29 protein-coding genes are annotated in these 24,204 nt (G+C 65.6%); 17 read left to right on the top strand and 12 right to left on the bottom strand.

The window, feature by feature from the left end; translation table 11 throughout:
• Positions 1–5: 5 nt before the first annotated feature.
• The 3 genes from D5S18_RS02930 to D5S18_RS02915 all read left to right on the top strand — a co-directional run bounded on the left by D5S18_RS02930 (position 6) and on the right by D5S18_RS02915 (position 2,287).
• Positions 6–422 (top strand): hypothetical protein, encoded by a 417-nt coding sequence (locus D5S18_RS02930; protein ID WP_147403832.1) that lies wholly within the window; start codon positions 6–8, stop codon positions 420–422.
• 314 nt (positions 423–736) lie between these two features.
• Positions 737–1,582, top strand: a complete 846-nt coding sequence (locus tag D5S18_RS02920) for a phage upper tail fiber protein (protein WP_147403831.1) — start codon at positions 737–739, stop codon at positions 1,580–1,582.
• Positions 1,583–2,287, top strand: a complete 705-nt coding sequence (locus D5S18_RS02915; RefSeq protein WP_120037689.1) for a hypothetical protein — start codon at positions 1,583–1,585, stop codon at positions 2,285–2,287. It abuts the gene before it with no gap.
• A 77-nt stretch (positions 2,288–2,364) separates the two neighbouring features.
• On the opposite strand, the gene D5S18_RS02910 is transcribed toward D5S18_RS02915, so the two are convergent.
• The 3 genes from D5S18_RS02910 to D5S18_RS02900 form a co-directional block, all read right to left on the bottom strand.
• Entirely contained in the window at positions 2,365–2,730 is a 366-nt protein-coding gene (locus D5S18_RS02910) for a hypothetical protein (protein ID WP_120037688.1), read from the bottom strand.
• A gap of 205 nt (positions 2,731–2,935) precedes the next feature.
• Complete coding sequence (locus D5S18_RS02905) at positions 2,936–3,142, bottom strand: DUF397 domain-containing protein (RefSeq protein ID WP_120037686.1); 207 nt, start codon at positions 3,140–3,142, stop codon at positions 2,936–2,938.
• Positions 3,132–4,019, bottom strand: coding sequence for a helix-turn-helix domain-containing protein (locus D5S18_RS02900; RefSeq protein WP_120037684.1), 888 nt, complete (start codon positions 4,017–4,019; stop codon positions 3,132–3,134). The genes D5S18_RS02905 and D5S18_RS02900 overlap by 11 nt, the downstream gene beginning before the upstream one ends.
• A 252-nt stretch (positions 4,020–4,271) precedes the next feature.
• Here D5S18_RS02900 and D5S18_RS34725 point away from each other — a divergent pair, with 252 nt between their 5' ends.
• The 8 genes from D5S18_RS34725 to D5S18_RS34320 all read left to right on the top strand — a co-directional run bounded on the left by D5S18_RS34725 (position 4,272) and on the right by D5S18_RS34320 (position 8,645).
• On the top strand, positions 4,272–4,730 hold the full coding sequence (locus D5S18_RS34725) for a hypothetical protein (protein ID WP_158607783.1): 459 nt from the start codon (positions 4,272–4,274) through the stop codon (positions 4,728–4,730).
• Positions 4,723–4,887, top strand: coding sequence for a hypothetical protein (locus tag D5S18_RS34720; RefSeq protein WP_158607782.1), 165 nt, complete (start codon positions 4,723–4,725; stop codon positions 4,885–4,887). Before D5S18_RS34725 ends, D5S18_RS34720 begins: the two co-directional genes overlap by 8 nt.
• Positions 4,884–5,204 carry a hypothetical protein gene (locus D5S18_RS02890; protein ID WP_120037680.1) on the top strand — a complete coding sequence of 107 codons (321 nt, stop codon included), beginning with the start codon at positions 4,884–4,886 and terminating at the stop codon, positions 5,202–5,204. Before D5S18_RS34720 ends, D5S18_RS02890 begins: the two co-directional genes overlap by 4 nt.
• A gap of 172 nt (positions 5,205–5,376) precedes the next feature.
• Entirely contained in the window at positions 5,377–5,577 is a 201-nt protein-coding gene (locus tag D5S18_RS02880) for a hypothetical protein (RefSeq protein ID WP_120037676.1), read from the top strand.
• A complete protein-coding gene (locus D5S18_RS02875) occupies positions 5,574–5,783 on the top strand; it encodes a hypothetical protein (protein ID WP_120037674.1) in 210 nt (69 codons plus the stop codon). Before D5S18_RS02880 ends, D5S18_RS02875 begins: the two co-directional genes overlap by 4 nt.
• Positions 5,784–6,169: 386 nt before the next feature.
• Positions 6,170–6,832 (top strand): histidine phosphatase family protein, encoded by a 663-nt coding sequence (locus D5S18_RS02870; RefSeq protein ID WP_158607781.1) that lies wholly within the window; start codon positions 6,170–6,172, stop codon positions 6,830–6,832.
• Between the two features lie 75 nt (positions 6,833–6,907).
• Positions 6,908–7,378, top strand: a complete 471-nt coding sequence (locus tag D5S18_RS02865) for a hypothetical protein (protein ID WP_120037670.1) — start codon at positions 6,908–6,910, stop codon at positions 7,376–7,378.
• 28 nt (positions 7,379–7,406) lie between these two features.
• Entirely contained in the window at positions 7,407–8,645 is a 1,239-nt protein-coding gene (locus tag D5S18_RS34320; protein WP_147403830.1) for a coiled-coil domain-containing protein, read from the top strand.
• 224 nt (positions 8,646–8,869) lie between these two features.
• Here D5S18_RS34320 and D5S18_RS02855 read toward each other — a convergent pair whose 3' ends face one another.
• On the bottom strand, positions 8,870–9,484 hold the full coding sequence (locus tag D5S18_RS02855) for a TetR/AcrR family transcriptional regulator (protein ID WP_120037666.1): 615 nt from the start codon (positions 9,482–9,484) through the stop codon (positions 8,870–8,872).
• A gap of 120 nt (positions 9,485–9,604) precedes the next feature.
• On the opposite strand from D5S18_RS02855, the gene D5S18_RS02850 reads away from it, so the two are divergent.
• Positions 9,605–10,729, top strand: a complete 1,125-nt coding sequence (locus D5S18_RS02850) for a lipase family protein (protein WP_439651077.1) — start codon at positions 9,605–9,607, stop codon at positions 10,727–10,729.
• Here D5S18_RS02850 and D5S18_RS02845 read toward each other — a convergent pair whose 3' ends face one another.
• Positions 10,730–11,506 (bottom strand): alpha/beta fold hydrolase, encoded by a 777-nt coding sequence (locus D5S18_RS02845; protein ID WP_120037661.1) that lies wholly within the window; start codon positions 11,504–11,506, stop codon positions 10,730–10,732.
• Positions 11,507–11,606: 100 nt separating this feature from the next.
• Between D5S18_RS02845 and D5S18_RS02840 the strand changes: the two genes are divergently transcribed.
• Positions 11,607–12,260, top strand: a complete 654-nt coding sequence (locus D5S18_RS02840) for an SDR family NAD(P)-dependent oxidoreductase (RefSeq protein ID WP_120037659.1) — start codon at positions 11,607–11,609, stop codon at positions 12,258–12,260.
• An 11-nt stretch (positions 12,261–12,271) separates the two neighbouring features.
• Here D5S18_RS02840 and D5S18_RS02835 read toward each other — a convergent pair whose 3' ends face one another.
• From D5S18_RS02835 to D5S18_RS02825, 3 genes are all read right to left on the bottom strand, one after another.
• A complete protein-coding gene (locus D5S18_RS02835) occupies positions 12,272–12,820 on the bottom strand; it encodes a YceI family protein (RefSeq protein WP_120037951.1) in 549 nt (182 codons plus the stop codon).
• A 112-nt stretch (positions 12,821–12,932) separates the two neighbouring features.
• Positions 12,933–13,544 (bottom strand): FMN reductase, encoded by a 612-nt coding sequence (locus D5S18_RS02830; RefSeq protein ID WP_120037657.1) that lies wholly within the window; start codon positions 13,542–13,544, stop codon positions 12,933–12,935.
• On the bottom strand, positions 13,541–14,632 hold the full coding sequence (locus D5S18_RS02825; RefSeq protein ID WP_120037655.1) for an LLM class flavin-dependent oxidoreductase: 1,092 nt from the start codon (positions 14,630–14,632) through the stop codon (positions 13,541–13,543). Before D5S18_RS02825 ends, D5S18_RS02830 begins: the two co-directional genes overlap by 4 nt.
• A gap of 236 nt (positions 14,633–14,868) precedes the next feature.
• Between D5S18_RS02825 and D5S18_RS02820 the strand changes: the two genes are divergently transcribed.
• Positions 14,869–15,711: a hypothetical protein gene (locus D5S18_RS02820; protein ID WP_147403829.1), complete on the top strand. Its 843-nt coding sequence runs from the start codon at positions 14,869–14,871 to the stop codon at positions 15,709–15,711.
• Positions 15,712–15,721: 10 nt separating this feature from the next.
• On the opposite strand, the gene D5S18_RS02815 is transcribed toward D5S18_RS02820, so the two are convergent.
• Positions 15,722–16,951: an alpha/beta hydrolase gene (locus tag D5S18_RS02815; RefSeq protein WP_120037651.1), complete on the bottom strand. Its 1,230-nt coding sequence runs from the start codon at positions 16,949–16,951 to the stop codon at positions 15,722–15,724.
• A gap of 120 nt (positions 16,952–17,071) precedes the next feature.
• Positions 17,072–17,290: a cold-shock protein gene (locus D5S18_RS02810; RefSeq protein ID WP_120037649.1), complete on the bottom strand. Its 219-nt coding sequence runs from the start codon at positions 17,288–17,290 to the stop codon at positions 17,072–17,074.
• Between the two features lie 97 nt (positions 17,291–17,387).
• Here D5S18_RS02810 and D5S18_RS02805 point away from each other — a divergent pair, with 97 nt between their 5' ends.
• Both D5S18_RS02805 and D5S18_RS02800 read left to right on the top strand, forming a co-directional pair.
• The gene (locus tag D5S18_RS02805; protein ID WP_120037647.1) at positions 17,388–18,224 is read left to right on the top strand and encodes a DUF72 domain-containing protein; all 837 of its coding nucleotides are present in this window, start codon (positions 17,388–17,390) and stop codon (positions 18,222–18,224) included.
• Between the two features lie 89 nt (positions 18,225–18,313).
• Complete coding sequence (locus tag D5S18_RS02800; RefSeq protein WP_120037645.1) at positions 18,314–19,204, top strand: phosphotransferase family protein; 891 nt, start codon at positions 18,314–18,316, stop codon at positions 19,202–19,204.
• Between the two features lie 7 nt (positions 19,205–19,211).
• On the opposite strand, the gene D5S18_RS02795 is transcribed toward D5S18_RS02800, so the two are convergent.
• Positions 19,212–20,624: a S41 family peptidase gene (locus D5S18_RS02795; RefSeq protein WP_120037949.1), complete on the bottom strand. Its 1,413-nt coding sequence runs from the start codon at positions 20,622–20,624 to the stop codon at positions 19,212–19,214.
• Positions 20,625–20,876: 252 nt separating this feature from the next.
• Between D5S18_RS02795 and D5S18_RS02790 the strand changes: the two genes are divergently transcribed.
• Positions 20,877–23,279 carry an MFS transporter gene (locus tag D5S18_RS02790; protein WP_120037643.1) on the top strand — a complete coding sequence of 801 codons (2,403 nt, stop codon included), beginning with the start codon at positions 20,877–20,879 and terminating at the stop codon, positions 23,277–23,279.
• On the opposite strand, the gene D5S18_RS02785 is transcribed toward D5S18_RS02790, so the two are convergent.
• Positions 23,273–24,028 carry an SDR family oxidoreductase gene (locus tag D5S18_RS02785; RefSeq protein ID WP_120037641.1) on the bottom strand — a complete coding sequence of 252 codons (756 nt, stop codon included), beginning with the start codon at positions 24,026–24,028 and terminating at the stop codon, positions 23,273–23,275. The two genes, D5S18_RS02790 and D5S18_RS02785, sit on opposite strands and share 7 nt — an antisense overlap.
• Positions 24,029–24,204: the final 176 nt, after the last annotated feature.

Below are 24,204 nucleotides of genomic sequence, written 5' to 3'. Positions count from 1 at the left end.
CCGTAGTGGATCAGCATCCGTGGGTGATGTGGGCGGGGGTGGCCGCTGCGGTCTTGACCATGGCGGCCGCCGCAGTCCCGAAGGTCCGGGCAATCCTCGCACCGATCCTCGCGTTCGCTTCCGGGCGACGCGTTCGGAGAGTCGCTCGACTGCGGCACCTCGAAGCGGCATACGCGCTGCTGAACGATCAACGCACAGCGACGCTCTCGATTCAGTTGGCCGGGGTGAGCGCCCAACTCGAGTCGTTGGCCGCAGCACGGCAAGCCGACGCGGAACGACACGAACGCCAACGCACCGAAGACCGTGCACGCCATCAAAGCGAAATAGCCGAACTGAAGGATCAATTGGTCGAGGCTCGCGCCGAAATCGCGGCGCTACGACGAGAGTTGGCGCAGTACAGGGGGGAAGATGGCAGGCGGTGAAATCGGGCGCATCGCGCCCATCTACACGTTGAACCTCACCGACGGGGAAGATTTCAAATGGTCCTACCGCTGGGCAGGCGGGTTCCCGGTCGGGTTCGACTGAATCTGGAGTTCCTGAACGGCGCAGACGGCAAAGTCGGCGACAAGTGGGTCTTCACAATCTCGGGCGAATGGGCGTCGGTTCGAACCCAATATGAAATACACAGCGTGATCCTGTCGCGCACTCTGTATCGGCTCGTATTCGCAGACGACAACACCACGCCGCCGGATAGATCGGTGCTCCAGTTCGGATATGTAAAGAGGTGGCCGCAACAGTGACAGAACAACTGACCCCCGTTCCGCCCAACGTGCCGACTACGATGCCATTCGAATCCCCCGGCGGTGGTCTATTGGTACCCATGGCAGGCGTGCGCGGAGATATCGGCCCGAAAGGCGACACCGGACCGAAAGGCGACAGCGTAACAGCCGCCCGACGCAATGGTTCCACGCTCGTGTTCACAGTCGCAGCAACCGACCTCACGCCGATATCTCTGCCGGAAGTTGATTCGCTGGCAGGCTGGCGCGACCAAGCGCAGAATTCCGCAACCAACGCCGCCAAATCTGCCACCGACGCGAAAAAGTGGGCCGATGCCGCAGTCGGCGCGGTACTGCCCGACGATGGAGTCGCCGCGCCGAAACTGAAACCCGAAATTCGGGCGTCCCTGGCAAAAGCGGATACCGCCAGTCAGCCAGGCCATTCGCACGCCATCACGGATGTGACCGGGCTTCAAACCGCCATCGATTCCAAAGAGCCCTCTGGGGCGGCTGCAAATGCGATTGCCACAGTGCGGGATTCCGCGCCAACCGCATTGGACACGCTCAAGAAGCTCGCGGCAGCCATCGGCAATGATGCCTCGTACGCGGCTACCACGGCGGCAACGATCGGAGCGAAGTACACCAAGCCCGCGGGCGGTGTCCCGACCAGCGACCTCGCAGACCAGGCCGTGACCACAGCGAAGCTCGCGGACGGCGCAGTGACCACTGCCAAACTCGCGACCGGGCGGGTAACCGGCAGCGACCAGTCCGGCCCTCGATCCCTCACACTCTGGGTAGGCACCGAAGCCCAGTACACCGCACTGGCATCGAAAGATCCGAATACCGTCTATCTGAGGACGGCGTAATTGGGGCAAAGCATCGGTGCCAGCGAAATCAAGGCCATCAGCATCGGCGGCGCAGGAGTCCGGAGAATATCGGTCGGAACATCGTTGATCTGGACCAATCGGCAGGAATTCTCCGATAATTTCGACCGCGCCAATGGTCCACTCGGGCCGAATTGGGATACGTCGGGCCTCTCGGCCTACATATACGGAAATGCCGCTGGTCGGCCCGATGAGAAATCGGCCGGCGTGACCAATTTCTATTGGGGTGTTTGGCGACAGCCGCTAGCTACCGACGATATCGAAGTATCGGCGGTCGCAGTATCGCCCAAGGACGGGCTAGAAAATCTTTTGAACGCGAACAGATACGGGGTCAGTGTCGGCGCACGATTCAAAGCGGGATCAAGTACCGGTGTCGTAGCCCAGATGTGGGATAACCAAGCCTCGATCTACAGCTACGACAACACCGGGAAATCTACCGAACGTGCACAGAAAACCGGATTGAACATCGGCGTCGGATCACGCCTGCGCCTCACCGCAATCGACAACACCTACACTGCCTATATCGGAAGCGCCCAGGTCTGCCAATGGGTGGACACAGCAGGAATCGTCCCGACCGGCCCGGACTATCGCCGCCCCGTCTTCATCGTTGTCGGCAACAAGAATTTCCTCGGAAACTACGACAGTGTGGGCTGGGGAATCGATGATTGGGCCGCCGCCGATATCTGACCACGAGTCAGCCAAAAATAAAGATGCCCCGTGTCCATCGCTTCAGATGGAAACGGGGCATTCCATGCGTTCGGCCACTATTCCCGTTGAGTCAGGATCGGAACGACCTGGACAACTCGACCGTCCTTGACGAACACATCGCATTCGAAATCCGCCCACAGCAGTGCCCCGAAACTATTCTGCGAATCGACCCACGACCTGTACACCCACCCCGGAGCGGACTTCATCGGCGTCCTGGCATCCATCGGGCCGAAAGCCGCTGTGCTCGGTGCCTTCAACTTGTCGCGTACAGCTTGCTGGCATTGTGAGACCATCTCGGCGTGCGGGCCGCTGCCCACGTCCGCGGACTTGCCGTCGTGGTAGCTCCATGACAGGACGCCAACACCGAGGACGATTGCGAAGGTCACCGCTCCGATCGCCGCGACTTTCAAACGGACGGTCATGGGATAGTCCTACCATCGAAACCGGGGGCGACTCCAGCCGTTGACATGAAAACAGTAGCGGCCGAACGCTTTCCACTCCATATGACGTGTGGATGCGATTCACGGCCGAGACATCTAGATAGACCAGTGCCCCACTTGCATTTGTGCAGGTGGGGCACTGTTTCGCGTTTCAAGACCTGGAGTGCAGGCGGTCTGGAGTCGCGCCTCAGGGCCGGTCGAACTCGCGGTCACGTGCGCCTGCAAGGAAGGCATCCCACTCGCTCGGGGTAAAGACCAGGGCAGGGCCGCCAGGGTTGTTAGAGTCCCGAACGCCGACCCGACCCCCACTAAGGTGCGCCACCTCTACGCAGTCCCCGCTCGCTCCGCTGTGGCTGCTCTTGAACCACCGAGCGCCGGACAGGTCATAGCTCACGTTCCAACTCCTTTACGAGATTCCGAAGTTTCCTCCGGCTTGCCGGGACATCAAGAGCGCTACTCCTGAGTACCCCGTGTGCCTCACGATACCGTTGTACGGTCTTGGGGCGGTCGACGTACAGCGCTCCTGTAAAGCCTTCCACGTACACGACCGGGGGCTCAACCGGCCGCCCCTTCCCTCCTGTGCCGAAATCCATGATGGTGAACGGTCCGATCTGATTGCCTGTGGGGTATCCCGCGTCGAACGGGAGAATCTGAATCTTGATGTTGTCGCGCGTACTAGCGTCAGCAAGTGCCTTGAGCTGCTCAGCCATGACCCGCCGCGACCCGATCACGGTTCGCAGCACCGACTCGTGGATCACAACCTCCAAATGCAGTGGGGCGACAGACCGGGTGATCAGCGATTGCCGCTTGATTCGCAACTGAACTAGCCTCTCAATCTCACTCGGAGACTGCTCAGGGAAGCCCGCAGTGATCGGCGTTCGCGCGTACCGCTCTGTCTGAAGAAGTCCCGGCACCAACTCCGACTGATAGGCCACGAGCTTCTTCGCGGAGTTCTCCAAGCCGATGTAAACGTCGAACTTCTCGGGCAACAGGTCTTCGTATGCTTGCCACCACTCGGGCACGCTGGCTTGTCGCGCAAGCTTGATCAGCATGTCAACGTCTCCGGTGTCTGCCTCGTAGATCCTGCACAGCTCCCGGACATCCACGTCGCGAACCTTGTCCACCTGCCCTTTCTCAAGGCGCTGGAGCATGGCAAAGCTCCACTGCATCAGCTCGGCCGCTGCTTCGATCGTCAACCCGACCGATGTCCGCAACTCGCGTAGGTGACGCCCCAACTGCCTGCGCGGGAACGTAGACCCGACACCATCCATCCGTCTTACCTCCGACCTGGGTGTTCATTCACTCTGAATGATGTTCGCATTCACTGTGAGTATCTACTCGGTGTTTGAATCAATCTCTTTGAATATTCACCATACGTATCCATCTGGCATTCGCCGGTGTTGAACTGAAGGTGCGCCCGGTTGGGGGTTCCGTCCCATCCCTCCCACGGACCTCCGCTTCCTGGGGACGCCAGGGCCGGGCGCACTCCCAACTTCACTCCGATAGCGATCAGAGGTCTATCGATGGATACCAAGGCAGAATCGCCGGAAGCGCGACACCGCCACTACCGCAACCTGTTCAACTTCCCCGTGACACTCCATCCCGATACGGGCCGGATCACAGTGCGGACATCTTCCCAGGTCGGTGCGGTGGTGATGCCGGGCGAGCGGGTGCGAGCGCATCTCACACGGGCCACGGGTGCGTGCGGGCCGATCCTGCGCGATCCTGGAAACAACCGCTGGACGGTGCTGGTACGCCCCGATCTGGACAGGACGATTTCCAAGCTGTACCGCGCGCTGCGCGGGTTCGGTGTGGGAGAGATCTGCGCCGGGCTGGAAGTCGATTTGCCGACCCCAGCTACGACGGGGGTCGAGCGCAGGGAATGGGTGGTGTCACCCGCCGTGGACGTGCCTCTGCCGTCCTTGCGTTCGGTACTGGTGGCGATCACTGAATGTGCACTGAAGGTGGAAACCCATGTCTGAGGCGAAAGAGGCACCGCAGGAACGGGTTCCGGGAACACACATGCATCCGGCATTGGACACCGGGGAGCGTTTCGAACTGCCGCCGTCGGAGTGGGTGGCGTACGTGCTGGCCGGGATTCGTGCCATCACTCAACCCTCTGAGGAGGCGTGGTCATGACCCGCCCGAATGTGTTGGGGTACCTGCGCCGTGACATCGCCGGTATCCACCAGCAGGCGATAGAGCCCCTGATGCGCAGCGCCGCAGGTGATTTCGGATACAGCTACACCAAGACCCTGGCTCTTTCCGATCCATTCGCTTCGGAAAGAGCCCTGATCGCTCTGGTAGCGAACCTCGGGGTGCCCGCCGTGATCGTGCCGAGCCTGAAGCATTTCGGAGACGGTCGGCCGCCCGAGGCGCTGATGCGCTTGGCCGATGTGCTGGTGATGGAGCCGAGGGCGAAGTTCACCCGGATCGCACCCACAGGGGTGTCGTGAATTCCCGTCAAGCCCGTGCGATCACGGAGTATTTCGCCGCCCTGGACACCTGGCACATAGTCGGCCGCCCGGTCGAGGGGCCGGTGTGGGAGCGCATGGAGGCGGTTGTGGCCGAGCTTCTGGACGCCGCGAAAGCGGGGGCCGGTCCGTCCAGAAACCCGGGGATGCGGTCGTGATCTGGGTGACCGTTGTCCGCCGCTGCCACCGTGCCCGGAAGGCGTGGGAGCGTGCCGCCAAAGCCTGGGACAAGGCGCGAGCCCCGCTGGTGGGGCCGCTGCGGGATGCGGTGGTCACTGCCCGCATGGAGTACTTGGCCGCGACCGCAGCAGTCCGTACCGCCGAGTCGGGCCGGATGAAAGCCGTGCGGGCGTGAGCTGGGAAGAGCTGTTCGCGGTGGCGCTGCCCATCGGTGGGGGGCTGGTGGTCGTCATGTGGGAGCAGATCATGCGGTCGCGGCGCGGGGACTCGGCGAGCGCGATGACCTCATCGAGCCATGAAACCAGTTGCGAGACAAACAATTACGAAGAAGAAGGAAGACGAATGCGTGAACCGACATCTACCGAGGCGGTGGAGTCGTGACCTTGATGGAGATGGTAGCGACCATTCTCGCGGTGGTGGTGCCTGCGGTGATCATTGCGAAGATGCTGCGAGTCGATCGGCACCGGGTTCGTGTCCGGCGTGATGCCGGACTGCGGTACTGGCCTGTGCGTGAGGTCGGATCGGGGAGGCGGCCGTGAGCTGGGTCGAGGTTCTGAGAGTGGTCGTGATCGCGGCACCGCTGGCTGTTTTCAAGGTCCGCCGGGATGCGATGCGGTACCACGACGATGACGAGGGGGAAAGGTGATCATCGAAACCATCAAGCTTGCCGTCATGGCGGAAGTTGTGGCGACGGGTGTGGTCTACGCGGTGCGAGCCTGCAAATACATGTACAGGCGGATGCGGTCATGACCGAAGCGGGATCCACTGTGAGGCTGACTCTCATCCGGCACGCCGAAGCCGTCTCGAACATCGAACGGGTGATCCGGGGCGAGAAGACCTGTACCGGCTTGACCGAGCGCGGGCGTGAGCAAACCCTCCACCTCGCGACCCGGTTGCGCGCCGAGGACCGCCAGGACCCGATCAGCGCCGTCTACTCCACACGTCTGGCACGGGTGCGTGAGACAGCGGTCCCGGTCGCGCGGCGGTTGGGTCTCACGGTCGAGAACTCGCCGGGTTGGCGGTATTTCGGGTACGGGGCGGCGGAGGGGATGCCCTGGACTGCGCTGCGCCGCCTTCGCCAGGAGAACCCGCTACTGCTGCGGAGAGATGTTCCGGTAGCGCCGGGTGCGGAGACCAGGAGCCACTACAGGGCATCGATACGCTTCGCACTCGACCACGTGATCAGCGCCCATGTCGGTCAACATGTCGTGTTGTTCGGGTCGGTGGAGAACATCACCGCGAGCGCTGAGACCCTTCTCGGTATCCCGTCGAACGCCAAGATGACAATCGACCACACCGGTATCACCCGGTGGCAGATCGAGCCGCACCCGTACTCGCTGGGCGATTGGCGCGCTGTCCTGGTGGCCCACAACGACACTGGACATTTGTCGGGGGCCTTGGCGGTGCACTGCCGCGAGTTGGGCGGCTGAACAACGTGTCCAGGTGCCGACGCTGAGATACTGGAGCGTTCGGCACCTGGACACACCTGGACACGAGGAGGCACTGTGAGCGACGACCAATTCGGTTTCGATATCGATTGGGACGCCAAAACCCAAGCCTATCTGGATTGGGCTGCACCCGAACGAATGGAATCCGGTATCCGAGCGTTTCTGGCGCAGGCCGCACCGTCTATAGGCTTCGATTCGGAGTGGTGGAAGCGACCGACGACGGAACAAATCCTGAAAGCCGCCAAGGACCTGTTCCACGACCGCGACGGGTTCCTCTCGCCCGAAAACAGGGATGCCGCGGACGGTTTCATCCGATTCTACGGTGAATGTTTTGTGCGGCGGGTCGGGATGGCATGGACCAACCGGCCCGAATGGAGCGGCGCTCCGCTGTACAGCGATTTCAGCCCAGCGGTGCACAACGGAGACGGAACCAACATTCATAGCATGGTTTCCATGACCGACTACCTGTTCGATGACGGCCCACACATGGCCGATTACGTGATCACGAACGCGAGGCGTTCTTCGTAATATCCGCATGGCGGGGGAGGGTGCAATCGTGCCCGATGAATACGACAAATTCCGCAAAGGTCTGAGCAACTACGAGCGCGGATTATATTTCGAGCTTGGGCGGGCGCACGAGCGAGGAGAGACTCCGGACCGGGGATGGGTCCGGCAATTCCGGATTGAAACCGGTAAAGGTGAGCGCGTTCTGGATTCAGCTCGCACCGACGGCACGGGAACCGAGGCCAGGGAACGCAAGTCGGGGAAGATTGATGAGCGGGCACTCCATCAATTGCGGAAAGAACGGTCCGGACTCGCGTCCGGCCAGATCACACGTGATACATGGGAGAGGGTGGCCGGGGAGAATGTCCACCCCAAAGTAGCCGATGAAATTCGGACGATGGAAAAGGACTTCCCCGGCCGCTACGAGTGTCTGGAGGTTGCGAGGGCGGATGCGCTTCGCGCAATGAAACTCGGGCAGTCCTTGGTATCGCAGCAACTCGAACTCTTTCGGGCTTACGAACTGGACCGCGCGGACCGTGCTCGCAAACGGTTGGAACATATTCGGGAAATCGTGAAGGCGCGCGAACGTGCCGAACGTCTTCGGGAGATGCAGCGATTCCGGGAGGCGGCGGAGCGTGGCCGAGCAGAAGCCCGCGAAAGGGTCGAGCGAGCGAGAGAAGAGAGGGAGCGAGAACAAGCCCGGCATCGTGAAGAAACCGCCAGAATGCGCGAACAACTCCGCGAGAATATCCAGGCTCAAGCGCAGCAGATCGCGAAAGATCGAGAAGCCGGTAGGACAATAGATGCCGACCGGCTCTATGAAATCCACAAAGACCTCACGCAAGGCTTGGATGCGGTTCGCGAGCAGGAACGGGAAGAAACCCGAGACATGCTTGGAACACTTGGCTTGGGCAAAGAGCAAGCCCGCGAGATGGAACTCAACTTTGAACTGTCTCGGGAAGAACGGCGGCAGGATGTTGTCAAGGACTTGAACAGCATTGCATTGGCCGTGCAGCGTGAAGACCAACGCCGCGAAGCGGTGGAGGCTCAGCGGCGCGAAGCCTCGGAGAAGGCGCAGCGCGAGCGGGAAGCCCGTGAAGCGCGAGAGGCGTACGGCCAAGCACTACGGGAGCGTGGCATAAGCCCGGAGGTGGCCGCGCTCATACAACACCAGCAAGCACCCGGCTTGGAGAGCGAACGCGAGCGGGAGGGGCAAGAACCCCCGCAAGTCCAGGGCCGGAGCCGAGATATCGGTGGTCGGGGTAAAGGCATCGAGCGCACCAGGGACTGACATCCGACGCGGGTACGATTCCGCAGGATATCGGTCACATCGCGCGCTGAGCCATCGGGTTTCGTGCCACCCGGATCGACTCAGCCACGCTATGTGGTGAAGGTCATAATATTGGTATCGTCCCTGTTCAGAAGGGTTACACATGTGTGTAGGAGTGCTTCCCCCTGCTTGCCAGACGACGAGCTGAGCCACGGATGCATCCGAATGAGTCTCCGACGCAGACCCTAGAAGTCCACTCCGCGCTGCAAGGTGCGGATGGTGGCGTCCAGGATGTGGTGCAGGGTCGGGATATCCGGGGTCGCGGTGAGCATCCAGTGATCGAGGGCGACGCCGAAGGCGGCGAAGCAGCAGGCGGCGGCCAGTTGCGGGCGCAGATCGGTCTCCGGCAGGCCGCAGCGCGCGACGATACGGCGGGTCAGCGCGTGCTGGCGGCCCAGTGCGCCGATGAAATTCTCTTGGCGCAGTTGGGGATTGGTGACCAGCAGGTGGCGGGCCCTGCGGGCGGTGTCGATCCGGCGGCGCAGGTCGGGATTGGATTGGTCGAGCAGGAATTCGCGGATGGCCGCGCGCAGGGCGGTGAGCGGGGATTCCCCTGGTGGTCGGCGATCGAACGCGGTGAGCAGCAGGCCCATCAGGTCCTCTTCGTGGGCGAAGACGACCGCCACCTTGGAGGGGAAGTGGCGGTGGAAGGTGCGTCGGGAGACGCGCACCGCGTCGGCGATCTGCTGGACGGTGGTCTGTTCGAAGCCGTTGTCCTCGAACAGGCGCAGTGCGGTATCGATGAGTTCCTGTCTGACTCTGGTCTTCTCGCGCTCGCGCACACCCGTCGCCGCCGTCATCGACCCTCCCGTTCTGTGTGTCACATCACCGGCCGCCTCGATGCGGCGTGGTAAGAATAGTCCGCAGTAGATGTCTCAATGTGACATCGGATTCCATTCGAGAGGATGCCGCCCGTGAAATTGCGACGCGCAGTGACCGCCCTGGCCGCGGCCGGACTATTGACCGGATCCCTGGCGGGCGCCGCCCTGGCCGAACCCGCGGGCGGCGCGCCGGGCGCGGTCGTCGGCAACACGGAATTGCCCGCCGAGCTGTGGCTGGACGGCACCGGCTCGGCCCGCAGGCTGACCTACTGGACCCGGACCTCGCTCGATGAGCCCGCGCTGTCCACCGGAGCGATCTTCGTCCCGGCGGGCACGCCGCCGCCCGGCGGCTGGCCGGTGCTGTCGTGGGAGCACGGCACCGTCGGCGTGGCCGACGAGTGCGCGCCCTCGGTGGCCGGTCGCTCCGACCGCGACAAGAACTACCTGTCCACCTGGCTGAAGCAGGGCTACGCCGTGGTCGCCACCGACTACATCGGCCTCGGCACACCCGGCGTGCACACCTACCTCGACGGTCGGGCCGAGGCGCACGCGGGCATCGATATGGTGCGTGCCGCACGGGCGGTGGATCCCACGCTGGCCGCGAAATGGATGGCCATCGGCCAGTCGCAAGGGGGTGGCGCGGCGGTCTTCACCGCGGCGATGGCGACCCGGTACGCGCCCGAACTCGACTATCGCGGCGCGGTGGCGACCGGACCGGCCTCGAATGTGGTCGAGGCGGCGTCCCTGATCGGTCCGCAGACACCGCCCATCCCGTCCAGCCACCTCACGGCCTATGCCGCCTACATCATGGTCGGTTTGAAGGCCGCGCGCCCGGCCTTCGACGCGGACGCCTATCTGACCCCGATCGGCAAGGAAGTGGTCACGGCGGCCGAGCAGATGTGTCTCACCGCGCAGGCCGCCGAGAAGTTCGGTTCGATCACCGTGAACCAGCTTTTCTCCCAACCGCTTTCGAGTGGCCCCTTCGCCGAGTACGCGCACGAGGTGATGGATGTGCCGCTCACCGGATACGACCGGCCGCTATTCCTCGGCCAGGGCACCAATGACACCGACGTCTTCCTACCGCTGACCTTGAAGCTGATCGCGGACCTGGAGACTCACGGTGTGCGCCCGGAGGTGCACATCTATCCGGGCCTGGATCACAGCGCGACGGTGGCCGGGTCGCTGCCCGACAGCATGCCGTTCGTCGCGCGGGCCTTCTCCTGATCAGGCGGTGAGGAATTCGAGCGCCAAAGGGCTTGCCAGGGTCCGGAATTCGTCGAAGTAGGCGTGCCGGGCTCCCGGTATCACCCGGAGTTCGGCTCCCGGAATGCGCTCGGCGAGCAACGGTGCGTTGGCGGCCGGATTGAAGATATCGTCGCCGCCGTGCAGGACCAGGGTGCGGGATCGGATGTGCGGCAGGGCATCCCACGCATCGTGCTGGGCGCTGGCGATGCGGTGCCGGCGTTGGGCGTAGGGCGGCATAGTCGGATCGCCAAGGGTCTGCAACGGGCCGGTGTGGGTCGCGAGCCAGGCGGGGGTGTACATGAGCTCTTTGAGCGCGCGCCGGGCCGCCACCCGATCCGGTTGCGCCAGTGATCTTCGCACCTCGGGTGCTCGCGGAACGCCGTGCGCGTCGCCGGGGGAGGTGCAGCCCAGGATGAGTGCGCCGACCCGCTCCGGATGCCTGGCGGCCACCCACTGCGCGACGCGTCCGCCCATCGAGGTGCCGTACACATCGGCCCGCTCGATCCCGAGATCGTCGAGCACGGCGATCACATCGTCGGCGAAATCGACCGTGGTGCAGGCTCGGTCGGGTTTGTCGCTGTCGCCCGCGCCGCGCCAGTCCATGGTGATGGTGCGGTGGGTGCCGTGGAAATCGGTGCGGATGTCGTCCCACCAGTGGTGGTTGTTGGCCTGTCCGGCCAGCAGGATCAGCGGCGCGCCCGCGCCCGCGCTCTGATAGGCGATACGGACGCCGTCGGCGGCTTTGGCATACGACACGTCAATGAACTCCTCGATCCATGGACCCGATGGTATCGGGGCGTTCGGTCGGTACTGCTAGCGTCGAGCGGCGAAGGCTTTTCGGCGAGAGGAAGCGCATATGACCGCCCCGGTATTCCTCGGCATCGGCGCGGGGCCGGGCCTGGGCCTGAATGTGGCCGAATGCTTTGCCCGCGACGGCTATTCGATCGTGCTGTGCACCCGCACCGAGACCGAGGCCCAACCGCTGGCACAGCGGCTGCGCGCGGCCGGGCACCAGGCGTGGGGCGCGGGCGCGGATCTGGGCGATCCGGAGGAGGTGGCCCGCATGGTCGCCACCATCGGCCACCGCCACGGCCGCATTGATGTGCTGCACTTCAACCCCAGCATCTTTCGCGAGGTCGATCCGCTGGAGTTGACGGTCGCGGATCTGGTGGCCGATTTCACCATCGGCGCGGCCGCCCTGTTGCCCGCCGTGCAGGCGGCCCGGCCCTACCTCGGCAGGGGTGCGCGGATCCTGGTCACCGGCAGCGCCGCCGCCGACAAGCCCTGGTACCGGGCGGCTTCCCTGGGCGTGCAGAAGGCGGCGGTGCGCAACCTGGTCACGAGTTTGGACACCGCGCTCGCCCCGGACGGGGTGCGCGCGGTAGCGGTGCAGGTCAACGGCGTACTCGACACCGGCCCCTTCACACGGGAGCGGGTGGCCGCGGCGCTCTACGCCGCGGCCACCCGACCCGAATCCGAATGGACGCCGCACGTCTCCTACGACGGCTGAGGTCCTTCGACTCAGCTCTGCAGGCCGACCTCGACCTGCAGCGACAGGGTGATCTTGTCGCCGATGACCGCACCGCCGTCGGGCAGCGGCATATCGATGGTGATGCCGAAATCGCGCCGGTTGATCACGGTCTTGGCCTCGAAGCCTGCCACGGGGCCGTTGCCCATACCCGCGTTCACACCGAGGAATTCCACCTCGAGGGTGACCGGCTTGCTCACACCGCGAATGGTGAATTCGCCGTCGACCTCGAAATCGTCGCCGACGACCCGGAATCCGGTCGACTTGAAGGTGGCCACCGGGAACTGCTCGGCATCGAAGAAGTCGGCGGTGCGCAGGTGCCCGTCGCGCTGCTCGTTGTCGGTGGTGATGGATTCCACGCGCATCTCGACATCGGTGCTCGCGCTGCCGTCCTCGCCGATGACGAGCGTGCCGGAGAAGTCGGTGAAGCGGCCGCGGACCTTGCTCACCATCAGGTGGCGGACCGAGAAGCCCAGGGTGGAATGGCTCGGGTCGATGACCCAGGTGCCTGCGGCGAGTGTGTTGGCGGTGCTGGTGGACATGATGTCTCCTCGTTTGATCAAGAGTTGAACTACTTGGGTATTCGGTTGTCCGGTGGGCGGATTCGGCGGCGCTGCCGAATGGTTCAGCGTGCGATGTAGTCGAGCCGTCGGCTCAGCGGGCGGTGTCGCCGAGCAATTGGGTGAAGGGCACCGGATCGGCGTAGGGGTCGACGGGTCGGCTCGGTCGGCCCACCCCGAGCGTGTCGGCGAATTCTCCTGCGGCGCGGGCGATCCTGGCATTCAATCCGTCGGATTGTCCGGAGGCCCAGTCCTCCGACGCGGCGTAGACCGAGGTGGGGACCACGACGGCACGCAGATAGGTGAACATCGGGCGCACGGCGTGTTCCAGCGCGAGCGAATGTCGCGCCGTGCCGCCGGTCGCGCCGATGAGCACCGGCGTGCCGATCAGCGAATCCGCCTCGAGCACATCGAAGAACGTCTTGAACAGCCCGCTGTAGGAGGCGTTGAAGATCGGCGTCACCGCGATGATGCCCTCGGCCGCGGTGACCCGCTCGATGGTCTCGCGCAACCGAGGCGGCGCGAAGCCCGTCACCAGGTTGTTCGCCAAATCGTGTGCGTGGTCGCGCAATTCGATGACATCGAGGGTGACCTCGCGGCCGCCGTCGGCGAGTGCACGCTCGGTGGCGGCGGCCAGTCGGTCGGCGAGCAGCCGGGTGGAGGAGGGCTGGGACAGCCCGGCGGAGACGACCGCGATGCGGGTCATCGGGTCACCGCCTCGCGCTGCGCGGCCTCGACCAGCGCGGCATGGGTGGGCGCGTCCGGTATCCCGGCGGAGCGTCGGGCGGCGAATTCCGCGCGCAGCACCGGAACAACCTCCTCGCCCAGCAGATCCAGTTGCTCCAGCACGGTTTTCAGCGGGAGGCCCGCGTGATCGACCAGGAACAACTGGCGCTGGTAGTCGCCGAAGGTGTCGCGGAAGGTGAGGGTCTTGTCGATGACCTCCTGTGGACTGCCGACGGTGAGCGGGGTCTGCTCGGTGAACTCCTCCAGCGAGGGGCCGTGCCCGTAGACCGGGGCATTGTCGAAGTAGGGTCGGAACTCGCGCACCGCGTCCTGCGAATTCTTGCGCATGAACACCTGTCCGCCGAGGCCGACGATGGCGTGTTCGGCCGGGCCGTGGCCGTAGTGCTCGTAGCGGCGGCGGTACAGCTCGATCAGCCGCTGGAAGTGCTCCTTGGGCCAGAAGATGTTGTTGGCGAAGAAGCCGTCGCCGTAATACGCGGCCTGCTCGGCGATTTCGGGGCTGCGGATGGATCCGTGCCAGACGAAGGGGGCCACGCCGTCGAGCGGGCGGGGCGTCGCGGTGAACGACTGCAGCGGCGTGCGGAACTTGCCCTCCCAGTCCACCACGTCCTCGCGCCAAAGCCGGTGCAGCAGATGGTAGTTCTCGATGGCGAGTGCGATGCCGTCGCGAATGTCCTTGCCGAACCAGGGGTAGACGGGGCCGGTGTTGCCGCGTCCGAGCATCAGGTCCACCCGGCCGTCGGCCAGGTGTTGCAGCATGGCGAAGTCCTCGGCGATCTTCACCGGATCGTTGGTGGTGATCAGGGTGGTCGCGGTGGACAGTTGCAGCCGCTCGGTGCGCGCGGCGATATAGCCGAGCATGGTGGTGGGGGAGGACGGCACGAAGGGCGGGTTGTGGTGCTCACCGGTGGCGAAGACGTCGAGGCCGACCTCTTCGGCCTTCTGGGCGATGGCCACCATGGCCTTGATGCGCTCGTTCTCGGTCGGGGTGCGACCGGTGGTGGGATCGGCGGTCACATCGCCGACGGTGAAGATTCCGAACTGCACGACACCCTCCTTCCCAGGGGTAGTCTGCCATCCATTTGGTGGATGTGGCAACCAAATGAACAGGGTTGGTCCCGGACCTATTCCCGATTCGGCCCTGGTGGCTTGGATCACAGTGGTCGCTGTCGGCGTAGCCGTCCTCAGACCTGCGCATGGCCGGAGCGAAGGCGGAGGTACGCCTAGAATAAGCGGGTCTATTTGAGGGGGAGTTTGTGGTCGCCGAGGATCCATTGCTGAGCATGATCGAGCAGACCGCGCGGCAATTCGGCTACCGGTGCGAGGTGCTCGGCCCGGACGAGGTGCGGTTGATCCTGGACGGGGACGGATTCGTCATGGCGCTGGCCAATCTGCGCCGCATAGCCGCCGTGGAGGAGCGCGACGAGTGGCCCGCCCTGGTCGCCGACCATATGAGCACCGGAATCGCCGCATTCGAACTCGATCAGGAGAGCCCGATCGTCTATCGCGATTTCGACGAGGTGCGCGCGCTCGTGCGGACCAGGCTCTACCCGAGCGGCAGCCCGGCCAACGGCGCGGTGCGGCGCTTCATCGCACCCGGCCTCGCCCAGCGCGTGGTGTTCGACTCGGTGAACGCCGTCCACGCGGTGACCTACGACATGCTGCGCGAGTGGCCGATCGGCGAACGGGACCTGTTCGCGTTGGCCGAGGCGAATGTGCGCGCGGACGGTCGCCTCGAGATACAGCGCGCGGACTTCGCCGATCCCCTCTCGGAGGGGCTGCCCATCTCGGTCGTCGGCGGTTCGGAGTACGCCACCGCGCAGATCCTCTGGCTCGACCGCTACCCGGAGCTGCTGGGCGCGGCGGGCGCGCTGTTCGTCATCCCGACCAAACGCCCCTTCTTCACCTACCCGATCAACGATGGGGAAGCGCTGCGCGCGGCGGCGGCACTGGCGGGAGTCGCCGCGACCGGCTACGCGCGGCTCCCGTGGCCGGTCAGTCACCACGTCTACCGCTGGAACGGGCGCATCGAACTCATGGCCAGGACCGAGGTCCTCGGCAGGAAGGTAGATATCGAAGGCACCCACGAATTCTTCGCGATGCTCGACTCACTCGGTGGGGCATAGGGCCTGTGCCCTAGAGATATCGGCGCAACCAGGACAGTCCGAGTTCGCGGGTCACTTGGGCGCCGGTATCGAGGGAGGTGCCGCCGAATCCGTGGTCCAGGAACGGTAATTCGACGTAGCTGTTGGGAATTCCGGCGTCTGCCAACCGTTTCGCGAAGGCCGCCGAGTGTTCGGCCAGCACCAGATGATCGCCGCCGCCCTGAATGATCAGCGTCGGCGGCGAAGCCTTCGTGAGGTGCGGGCCGGAGTCCACGGCGGTGAAGCGATCCGGGAACTGCGACGGCGGGCCGCCGACATACTGGCGGGCGGCATCGACGCCCACGGCGGTCTCGGTGCCCGATGCGGTCAGATCCACCGCCGGATACAGTGCCAGCACGGCGCGCACCTTCGGCAGGTCGGCGGCTGTGCCGCAAGTGGGTTGCAGCGCACCGGCATTCACCTTGTTGGCCACATTGATGGCCAGATTGCCGCCCGCCGAACCGCCCATGGTGGCGACGCGATTCATGTCGAGGCGGAATTCCGCCGCATAGGCGTTCGCCCAGGTCAGCGCGCAGGCGGCGTCGCCCTCCTCGGTATCCCAGCGGTGGTTTCGATCGTCGGCGAGTCGGTAGTCGATATCGAGGACGGCATAGCCCTGGTCGGCCAGCCAGGTGGTGTACGGGTTGGTGCCTCGGTGGCCCATGATGAACGCGCCGCCGTGGATGCTGAGGACCAGCGGTGCGGGAGCGGCGGTTTCGGGCAGGTAGAGGTCGGCGCGCAGCGGGACGCCGTCGAAAGTCGCGTATTCGACGGTGCGCGTGGGTGGTTCGCCTGCCTGGCGATAGGGGATTTCGGGGGCGAAGGTGATCCAGCGGCCCGTCGCGCTGTGCACCGAGACCATGAGGCCGACGCCGGTGACCAGCGCGAGTGCCAGACCTGTCGCGGCGAGCAGCGTGATCGCGCCCGCGAGTCGCCTGCGGCCGCGCATGCGCAGGGCCACCAGCGCGATGAGCACCGCTACGACCGCGAGGGCGACATTCCACGAGCCCAGCGGATCGCGCAGCCCGCCGAGCAGAAGGAACGCTGTCTGCGCAAGGTCGTTGCGCAGCAAGGGTTTTGTCCAGCCGACCGGGATGATCGCGGCCAATTGCGCGAGTGCCGCGAACAATCCGAGCAGGGTCGCGATCAGCAGCAGTGCTCCGCGCAGCAGCCGGGTCAGCGGTGCGCCGCGTCGGGTCGAGGTGGTGGGTGCCGTACTCATCCGTGCTCGCCATCCTTCGGGTCAGTGCTGCCGTGCTGAATGCTCGGAAAGACTCGGAAAGACCTGGAACAGACAATGCCGCCAGCGTACCGGCAGGTACGGAACGGTTGGTGCCTCAGCTCATTCGCGGCGCACCGCGCTCGCCTCCATACCGCGCGGTTTGAGTTCGTAGGCGAACACCACGCGCTGGCCGGCGGCGAGCGTTTTGTAGCCGGGGGTGGTGATCGCGGTGTACTCGACGAACACCTGGCCGAACCCTTCGTCCGGATCCAGGAAGCCGAAACCCTTTTCGGCGTCGAACCAGCGCACCGTTCCTCGATGCCACTGCGGAGTCGTCATAGCAAAGCAGTGTGCGCCACGACGCGCCGTAGCGGAAGCCGAAATCCGGCCGGGACGGGCGCGATCGGTGTCGGGCAGGTGCGTTAACTTCGACGGTATGCGGCTTCACGTGGGATGTGCGATGTGGACGCACCCGGCCTGGCACGACAGCGGCCCGAGCGGTGCGCGGTTGCGCGCGTACGCGGATCACTGCACGGCCGTCGAGGGCAACACCACCTTCTACGCGACACCCACCCGCGCGACCGTGGAATCCTGGGCGCGCCAGACGGATCCGGATTTCCGCTTCGTCATCAAGTTGCCGCGCACGGTGACCCACGAGCGCAGGCTCACCGAGGTGGCGGCGGAGATGCGCGAGTTCCTTGTCGCCGTCGAACCGCTCGGTCCTCGGCTGCATGCGGTATGGGCGCAACTGCCCGCCTCTTTCGGCCCGAACGACCTGGGTGTGCTCGCGCGGTTCCTGCGTCGGCTGCCGACCGAGTATCGGCCCGCCGTCGAGGTTCGTCATCCCGCCTTCTTCGCCGACGAGCGGGCCGCCGCGCAATTGGAGGGGGTGCTGTCCCGAGTCGGTGGCGAATGGATACCGTTCGACACCACCGTACTTTTCGACGGTCCGCCCACGACCGCCACCGAGGAGGAGGCCTGGTCGAAGAAGCCGCGGGTGCCGCGCCGCACCCGCGCGCTCACCGAATTCCCCATCGTGCGCTATCACGGCCGCGCCGAGGAGGCGCGCACCGTGGCCGGGTGGCGGCCCTGGCTCGATGTCGTCACCGAATGGCTGCGCGAAGGGCGCTCGCCCACGGTATTCATCCACACCCCCGACAATGCCGCCGCGCGGGAACTCTCGCGCCGCTTCCACGACGCGGTGCGGGCACGTCTGCCGGAATTGTCGCCGCTGCCGGACCCGGCGCGCGCCGCGCCGATGACGCTGTTCTGAGATCGGCCTCGGGTGCGTGCCGCACAAGTCCCCGGCGTCCGGCGAAGGCATCCACTGTGACTCGAGCATCAGGCGCTAGGGTATGGCGGGTGGATCGCGCGCAGTACGACTGGCTCGAGCAGATCGTCGGCCAACCCATCGCCGAGAGTGCCCCCGACGCCTGGGGGTTTCGCAACCGCACCGAACTGTTGACCCTTGCCGATGGCGAACGCGTTGTGCTGCAACGCTATCGGGGCCGCGCCAGTGCCGAGCGGCGCGCCAGGGTCATGCTCGCGCTGCGCGAACCGGCCGCCCTGCGCGGTATCGTCGTGCCGCGCATCCGGCACTTCGACCTCGACGCGGACCCGGCCTGGATCGTCTTCGACGCGCTGCCCGGTCTCCCGGTCTCCGCCCACGTCGAAATGGGATACGACTCGGACCGATTCGGCGAGATCGCGGTCGAGATGGGGCGGATGCTGGCCGCGTTCCGGCGGCTGCCGACGGCGGGTTTGGTGCTCGACGGTCTCTGGTCCGATCCGGATCGACTCGCCACGCGCGCGAAAACCTGGGCCGCACAGCTTGTTCCGGAGCTGCCACGGCGTGGGCGGGCGGCGGTGGACGCGGTGATCGCCGAGCTGCCCGCCCTTTTCGCGGGCCGCCAACCCGTGCTGGCACACGGTGACTACGGACTGGTCAATGTCCTCAGCGACGGCACCGCGATCACGGGCCTGCTGGACTTCGAATCGGTGCGCATGGCCGATCGACTATTCGACCCGGCCTGGTGGGCCTGGTCGGTGGGTTTCGCGGGCGAAGGCGTGCTCGAGGCCGCGTGGCCGGAATTCCTGGCCGCCGCCCGCATCGATCTGGCCGAACCGCAACTGCCGCAACGCATTCGGGCGCTCCAAGTGGTGCGCAGCCTGGAACTGCTCACCGAGCGCGTCGGGCTCACACCGAATGTGGCCCGGATGGTTCGGGACCGGTTGGTCGAGATACTGGCGTGAGCGCCGCTCAGCGCCCGAGTTCGGCCACGGCCCGATCGAATGCCGAATCCCGACGCTGGGCGAATTCGTCCTCGGTGAAGACGGGTTCGGTGATATCGGGCGGAATACCCGGCCCGTCGAAGGCCCTGCCGTCGGCGGTCAGGAAGATCTCATTGGGCAGTCCGAAGCTCCATTCGGCGCGGCTCGCACCGGGCAACTTGCGCCCCAACACATCCGAGAACACGCCCTGGGTCGGCTGCCCGATGCGCAGGGTCCGGCCGGGGCGGCCCATCATGGCCTGGGTGAACGTCTCGCCCGCGCTCATCGTGGAGCCGCCGGTCAGTATGGCGATCGGGCCGGTGTATGGGGCATGGGCCGGTTCTACCTGAATCGGGCGCGGGTCGGCGGTGCGAGTCTTCTTGGTGTAGGCCAGATATGAGCGATCGGTGAATCGGCCCGCCAACTGGAGGGCCAGACTGTCGGAACCGCCGCCATTGAGACGCACATCCAGGACGAGTCCGCGCAGCCCGGCCAGGCGCGGGCCGTCGAAGACGGTGTCGAGGGCGCGGGCGAGTTCGGCGCTATTGGCCTCGAAGGTGCGGGCGGCGGTGTAGGCGGAGAAGCCGGAGACGCGCAGGTATCCGATCTCGGGTCGATTCGGCAGTGTCGCGAAAGCAACACGGCCATTGGCGAATTCGGCCCACGGCTGCCCGCCGAGATCGCGCTCCCGGAGGAAGGTCCGCACCTGCTCGTCGAGTGCCTTGCTCGGCAGCGTGGTGCCGGGCCGCGCTTCGGCCACCATCTCCGTTTTCCCGTCGGTGAGCATGACATGGGCATCGTCGAGCGGGGTGATCATCTCCTTCAATACGGCGAACAGTCCGGCGTCGTCGCCCGCGCGCTCGGCGCTGAGCGCGCGCTCACGACAGCGGTCCCGGACCTGGTTCCAATCGATACCTTTCGCCGCGAAGAATGGGTAGTTGTCCTGGAAGGTCTGCCAGAACACGTCGAAAGCGCTGGGCGGTGCGGCTTTACACGTCTCGGGCAGACCCGACAGCCGTCGCAGCGGGCGGTCGCCCGGTGCGCCCTCGAGGTGCAGGGCGGCACGGTCGGCGTCGATGACGCGCACGGTGACGCCATCCCCCTCCTTCATCAGGAAGCGGTCAGGTGCGGCGAACCCGGTGCTGGTCTCGACCTTCAGACAGCTGACCGCGGTGGTCTCGTAGATCTGCAATTGGTCGCCCTCGATGTCCAGGATCCCGGCGTAATCGGTGCTCTCCCAGAGTCCGTCGCGAGTCTCGGGCTTGGACTCGGCGCGCCCGCAGGCCGCGAGCGCCGCGGTGCCCACCAGCAGTGCGGCGAGCGCGACCCTGCCTGTCGATACGGCCCCTGCTGTGTCGCCTGTCCGTGCGGTCGATGCCGCAGTGGTTCTCCTGTGCCGCATGATCATGGCTCCAAGGTCCGCGAAGAATGCCGATTCGTCCAGTGACGGAATGATCGCCGCAGGTCCGGCTACGAGAGCCTCGGCGGCGGTGGCGATTCGGACAGCGGTAAGCTCGCCGACATTGCCGCACGCTGAGATTCACCATCAGTTCGACCGCGCATTTTCGCCCGTGCCCAGCACCATTGCTTTTCGCACAGCTGTTGTTTCGCACGATATTGCCATCGTTGACCGAGTGAGAATCAGGGCTCATCCATGACGAATACGACCACCCTGGCCCCCGAGTCGCCGCCGGACCAGCACAGGGGCTCCAGCGCGGCGCTGTCGCACCGGCAGATCCTGACCATTCTCTCCGGGTTGCTGCTCGGCATCTTCCTGGCCGCGCTGGATCAGAACATCGTCGGCGTCGCCATCGTCCGCATTGCCAACAGCCTGCACGGCTTCGACGAACAGGCCTGGGCCACAACGGCTTACCTGATCACCGCCACCATCTCCACACCGCTCTACGGAAAGCTGGCCGATATCTACGGTCGAAAGCCGTGGTACCTGCTGGCGATCGGGGTGTTCGTCCTCGGGTCGATCGCGTGTACCTTCGCGACCTCGATGTACCAGTTGGCCGGGTTCCGCGCCATCCAGGGGTTGGGCGCGGGCGGGCTCATGTCCTTGGCCTTCACCATCATCGGTGATCTGGTCCCGCCGCGCGAAAGCGTGCGCTACCAGGGCTATTTCATGATCGTCTTCGGCGGGGCCACGGTGCTCGGCCCGGTGCTCGGCGGATTCTTCTCCGGCCTGGATCTGCTGTGGGGTCTGGAGGGGTGGCGCTGGGTCTTCCTGGTCAATGTGCCGATCGGCTTGCTCGCGCTGCTCGTGGTGGCCAGGGTGCTGAATGTGCCGCACCTGCGCCAGGATCACCGCGTCGACTGGTTCGGCGCGCTCCTGCTGAGCATCGCCGTGGTGCCGCTGCTCATCGTCGCCGAGCAGGGTCGCGCCTGGGGTTGGCGCTCCGATCGCGCACTGCTCTGCTACGGCGTCGCCCTCGCCGGACTGGTGCTGTTCCTGCTGGCCGAATACGTGATGAAGGATGCCGCGCTCATTCCGCTGCGGCTGTTCCGCAGTTCCACTTTCAGCGTCGCCATCGCGGGCGGCACCATACTCGGCGTGGCCATGTTCGGCGCCATCGTGCTGGTGCCGCTGTATTTCCAAGTGGTGCGCGGATATTCGCCCACCAAATCCGGTCTGCTCATGCTGCCGCTGGTACTCGGCATCATGGTGGGCGGGCAGGCGGCGGGCATGGTCACCAAGTACACCGGCCGCTACAAGATGATGCCCATCGCGGGGTGTTTCGTCATCGCCGGCGGGGCCGCGCTGTTCGGGCGGGTGCACTACGACAGCCCGGTCTTGCATTCGCTGCTGTATCAGGCCGTCATCGGAGCCGGACTCGGCGCGTGCATGCAGACACTCATCCTCGCCGCCCAAAACGCCGGACCACGTTCGGATATGGGCGTATCCACCGCCGCCGCCACCTTCTTCCGGCAGATGGGCGGCACACTCGGCGTCGCGGTATTCCTCACCGTGCTGTTCAACCTGTTGCCGCACAAGATCATCGCGGCCTTCGGCGGCGCGCCGCCACCCGGCTTCGCCGCCGAACATCTGGATCAGCTCCAGCGCAATACCGCCGGGATCACCGAATTGCCCGCACAACTGAAGATTCCGGTGCTGACCGGGTTCACCGACGCCATCTCGGCGGTGTTCTATGTCGCGGCGGCGGTCGCGGCGCTGGCGGGCGTGGTGCTGCTGTTCATGCGGGAACTACCACTGCAAGGCGAGGCGCCCGCTGCCGAATTCGGCACCGCCGTCGCGGAATTCACGCAGGAGCCGGTGGCACTGGAACATTCGCTGTCCGGCTCGATCCGCCACGAGGACGGCCGCCCCGTACCCGACGCCGCGCTGACCCTCATCGACAAGCGCGGCCGCCAGGTATCGCGCGGTTCGGGCGATGGTCGCGGTCGGTACACCATCGACGCGCCGGAGAACGGCAGCTACGTGCTGATCGTCTCGGCCCACGGCCACCAGCCCACCGCCATCAGCGTGGTGGCCGGGCCGTGGCCGCAGCATCTGGACCTCACACTGATGGGCGCCGGACAGGTCTCCGGGACGGTCCGCTCGGCGGCAAGCGGCAATCCGCTGCAGGGCGCGACGGTCACCCTCACCGACCCGCACGGCGAGGTGGTCGGCGCGGCCGTCACGACCGAGGCGGGCGTCTACTCCTGCCACGGCGTGGTCTCGGGCGCCTACACCATGGTCGCGGTGGCCGACCACATGCGCCCGGCCGCCGCCACCCTCACCGTCTCCGACAGCGGACTGCACCACGACATCACCCTCGACCCCATGGCCGTGCTCGCCGGAACCGCATGGGCCGAGGGCAGATCCGTGCCCGATGTGCAGATCATGCTGCTCGACGGCGGCGGGGATCTGACCGCCACCGCCCACACCGACGATGCGGGCCGCTACCTCGTACCCGATCTGCCGGAAGGGGAGTACACGGTCGTTGCGCGCGGCTATCCGCCGGTGACCAGCCGCGTCACCGTCACCGGCGGCCGCGCCACGCACGATATCCGGCTCGGCTACGGATTCGAGCAGCAGGCGCGAGGTCAGTGAACCGGATAGTTCCGGTCGAGCCACGCGCCGAAGGTCTCCCCGGTCAGGACCGCATCCGGTCCGGGGAGCAGTGCGCCCGCGTCCTGCAGTTTCGTGGTGGCGTCCGTGACCGGAATCTCCTCGACTCGCGCGGGATAGCCGCGGCGCGCGGCCAATTCGGCCGCGGCGTCCACTAGACGCAACTCCTGCGGCCCTGCGATATTCACCAGCTCCGGGGCCAGCGGATCCACGGCGATCTCGACCAGTTTGTCGACCACCGCGGGCAGGGCCACCAACTGGGTGCGCATCGGCGGAATGTAGGCCGTGTCGGCCTGCGTGGTCCACTCCAGCATCATGCGCGGAAATTCGTGGAACTGGGCGGCACGGACGATGTGCACGGGCACCGGCCCTGCCCGCAGCGTCCGCTCCTGTGCCAGCTTCCCGGCATTGTGTCCGCTCACGAACGGATCGATGCCGATGATGGAGGTCAGCACGATGCGCCGCACGCCTGCGGTCTCGGCCGCCCGCTGGAGATTGGTGGCCGTCCGAGTGAAGAAGTCGACCGCCGCGTCGGTGTCGGGATTCTCCGGGGCGTTGAGCGCGTCGATCACCACCTCGACACCGGTCAGCGCTTCGAGCAGTCCGATGCCGGTGTAGACATCGACACCGGCCGCGCGGGTGATCGGCACGACCTCGTGCCCGCGCGTGCGGAGCAGTTCGACCACTCCGCTTCCGACCAGTCCGCTCGCACCCGCCACCGCGATCCTCATGGAGCACTTCCCTTCGTTGTTTCGGCCTTCGCGATGATGACGAAATCCAACCTCGGAGTGTGACACGGCAGTGCGAGCAGTCCGGCTTGTGCGGGCACGATGACCGGGACCCCGAACAGCGAGCCGAGCCGCGGGCAGTTCGCGCCGCGGTTCGGCTCGCCGTTCGCAATGGGTTC

Origin of the sequence: Nocardia panacis, assembly GCF_003598715.1 — a bacterium.
Classification (GTDB): Bacteria; Actinomycetota; Actinomycetes; order Mycobacteriales; family Mycobacteriaceae; genus Nocardia; species Nocardia panacis.
Note: the sequence above shows the minus strand (reverse complement) of the source record. Positions and strands in the feature narration are given on the sequence as shown.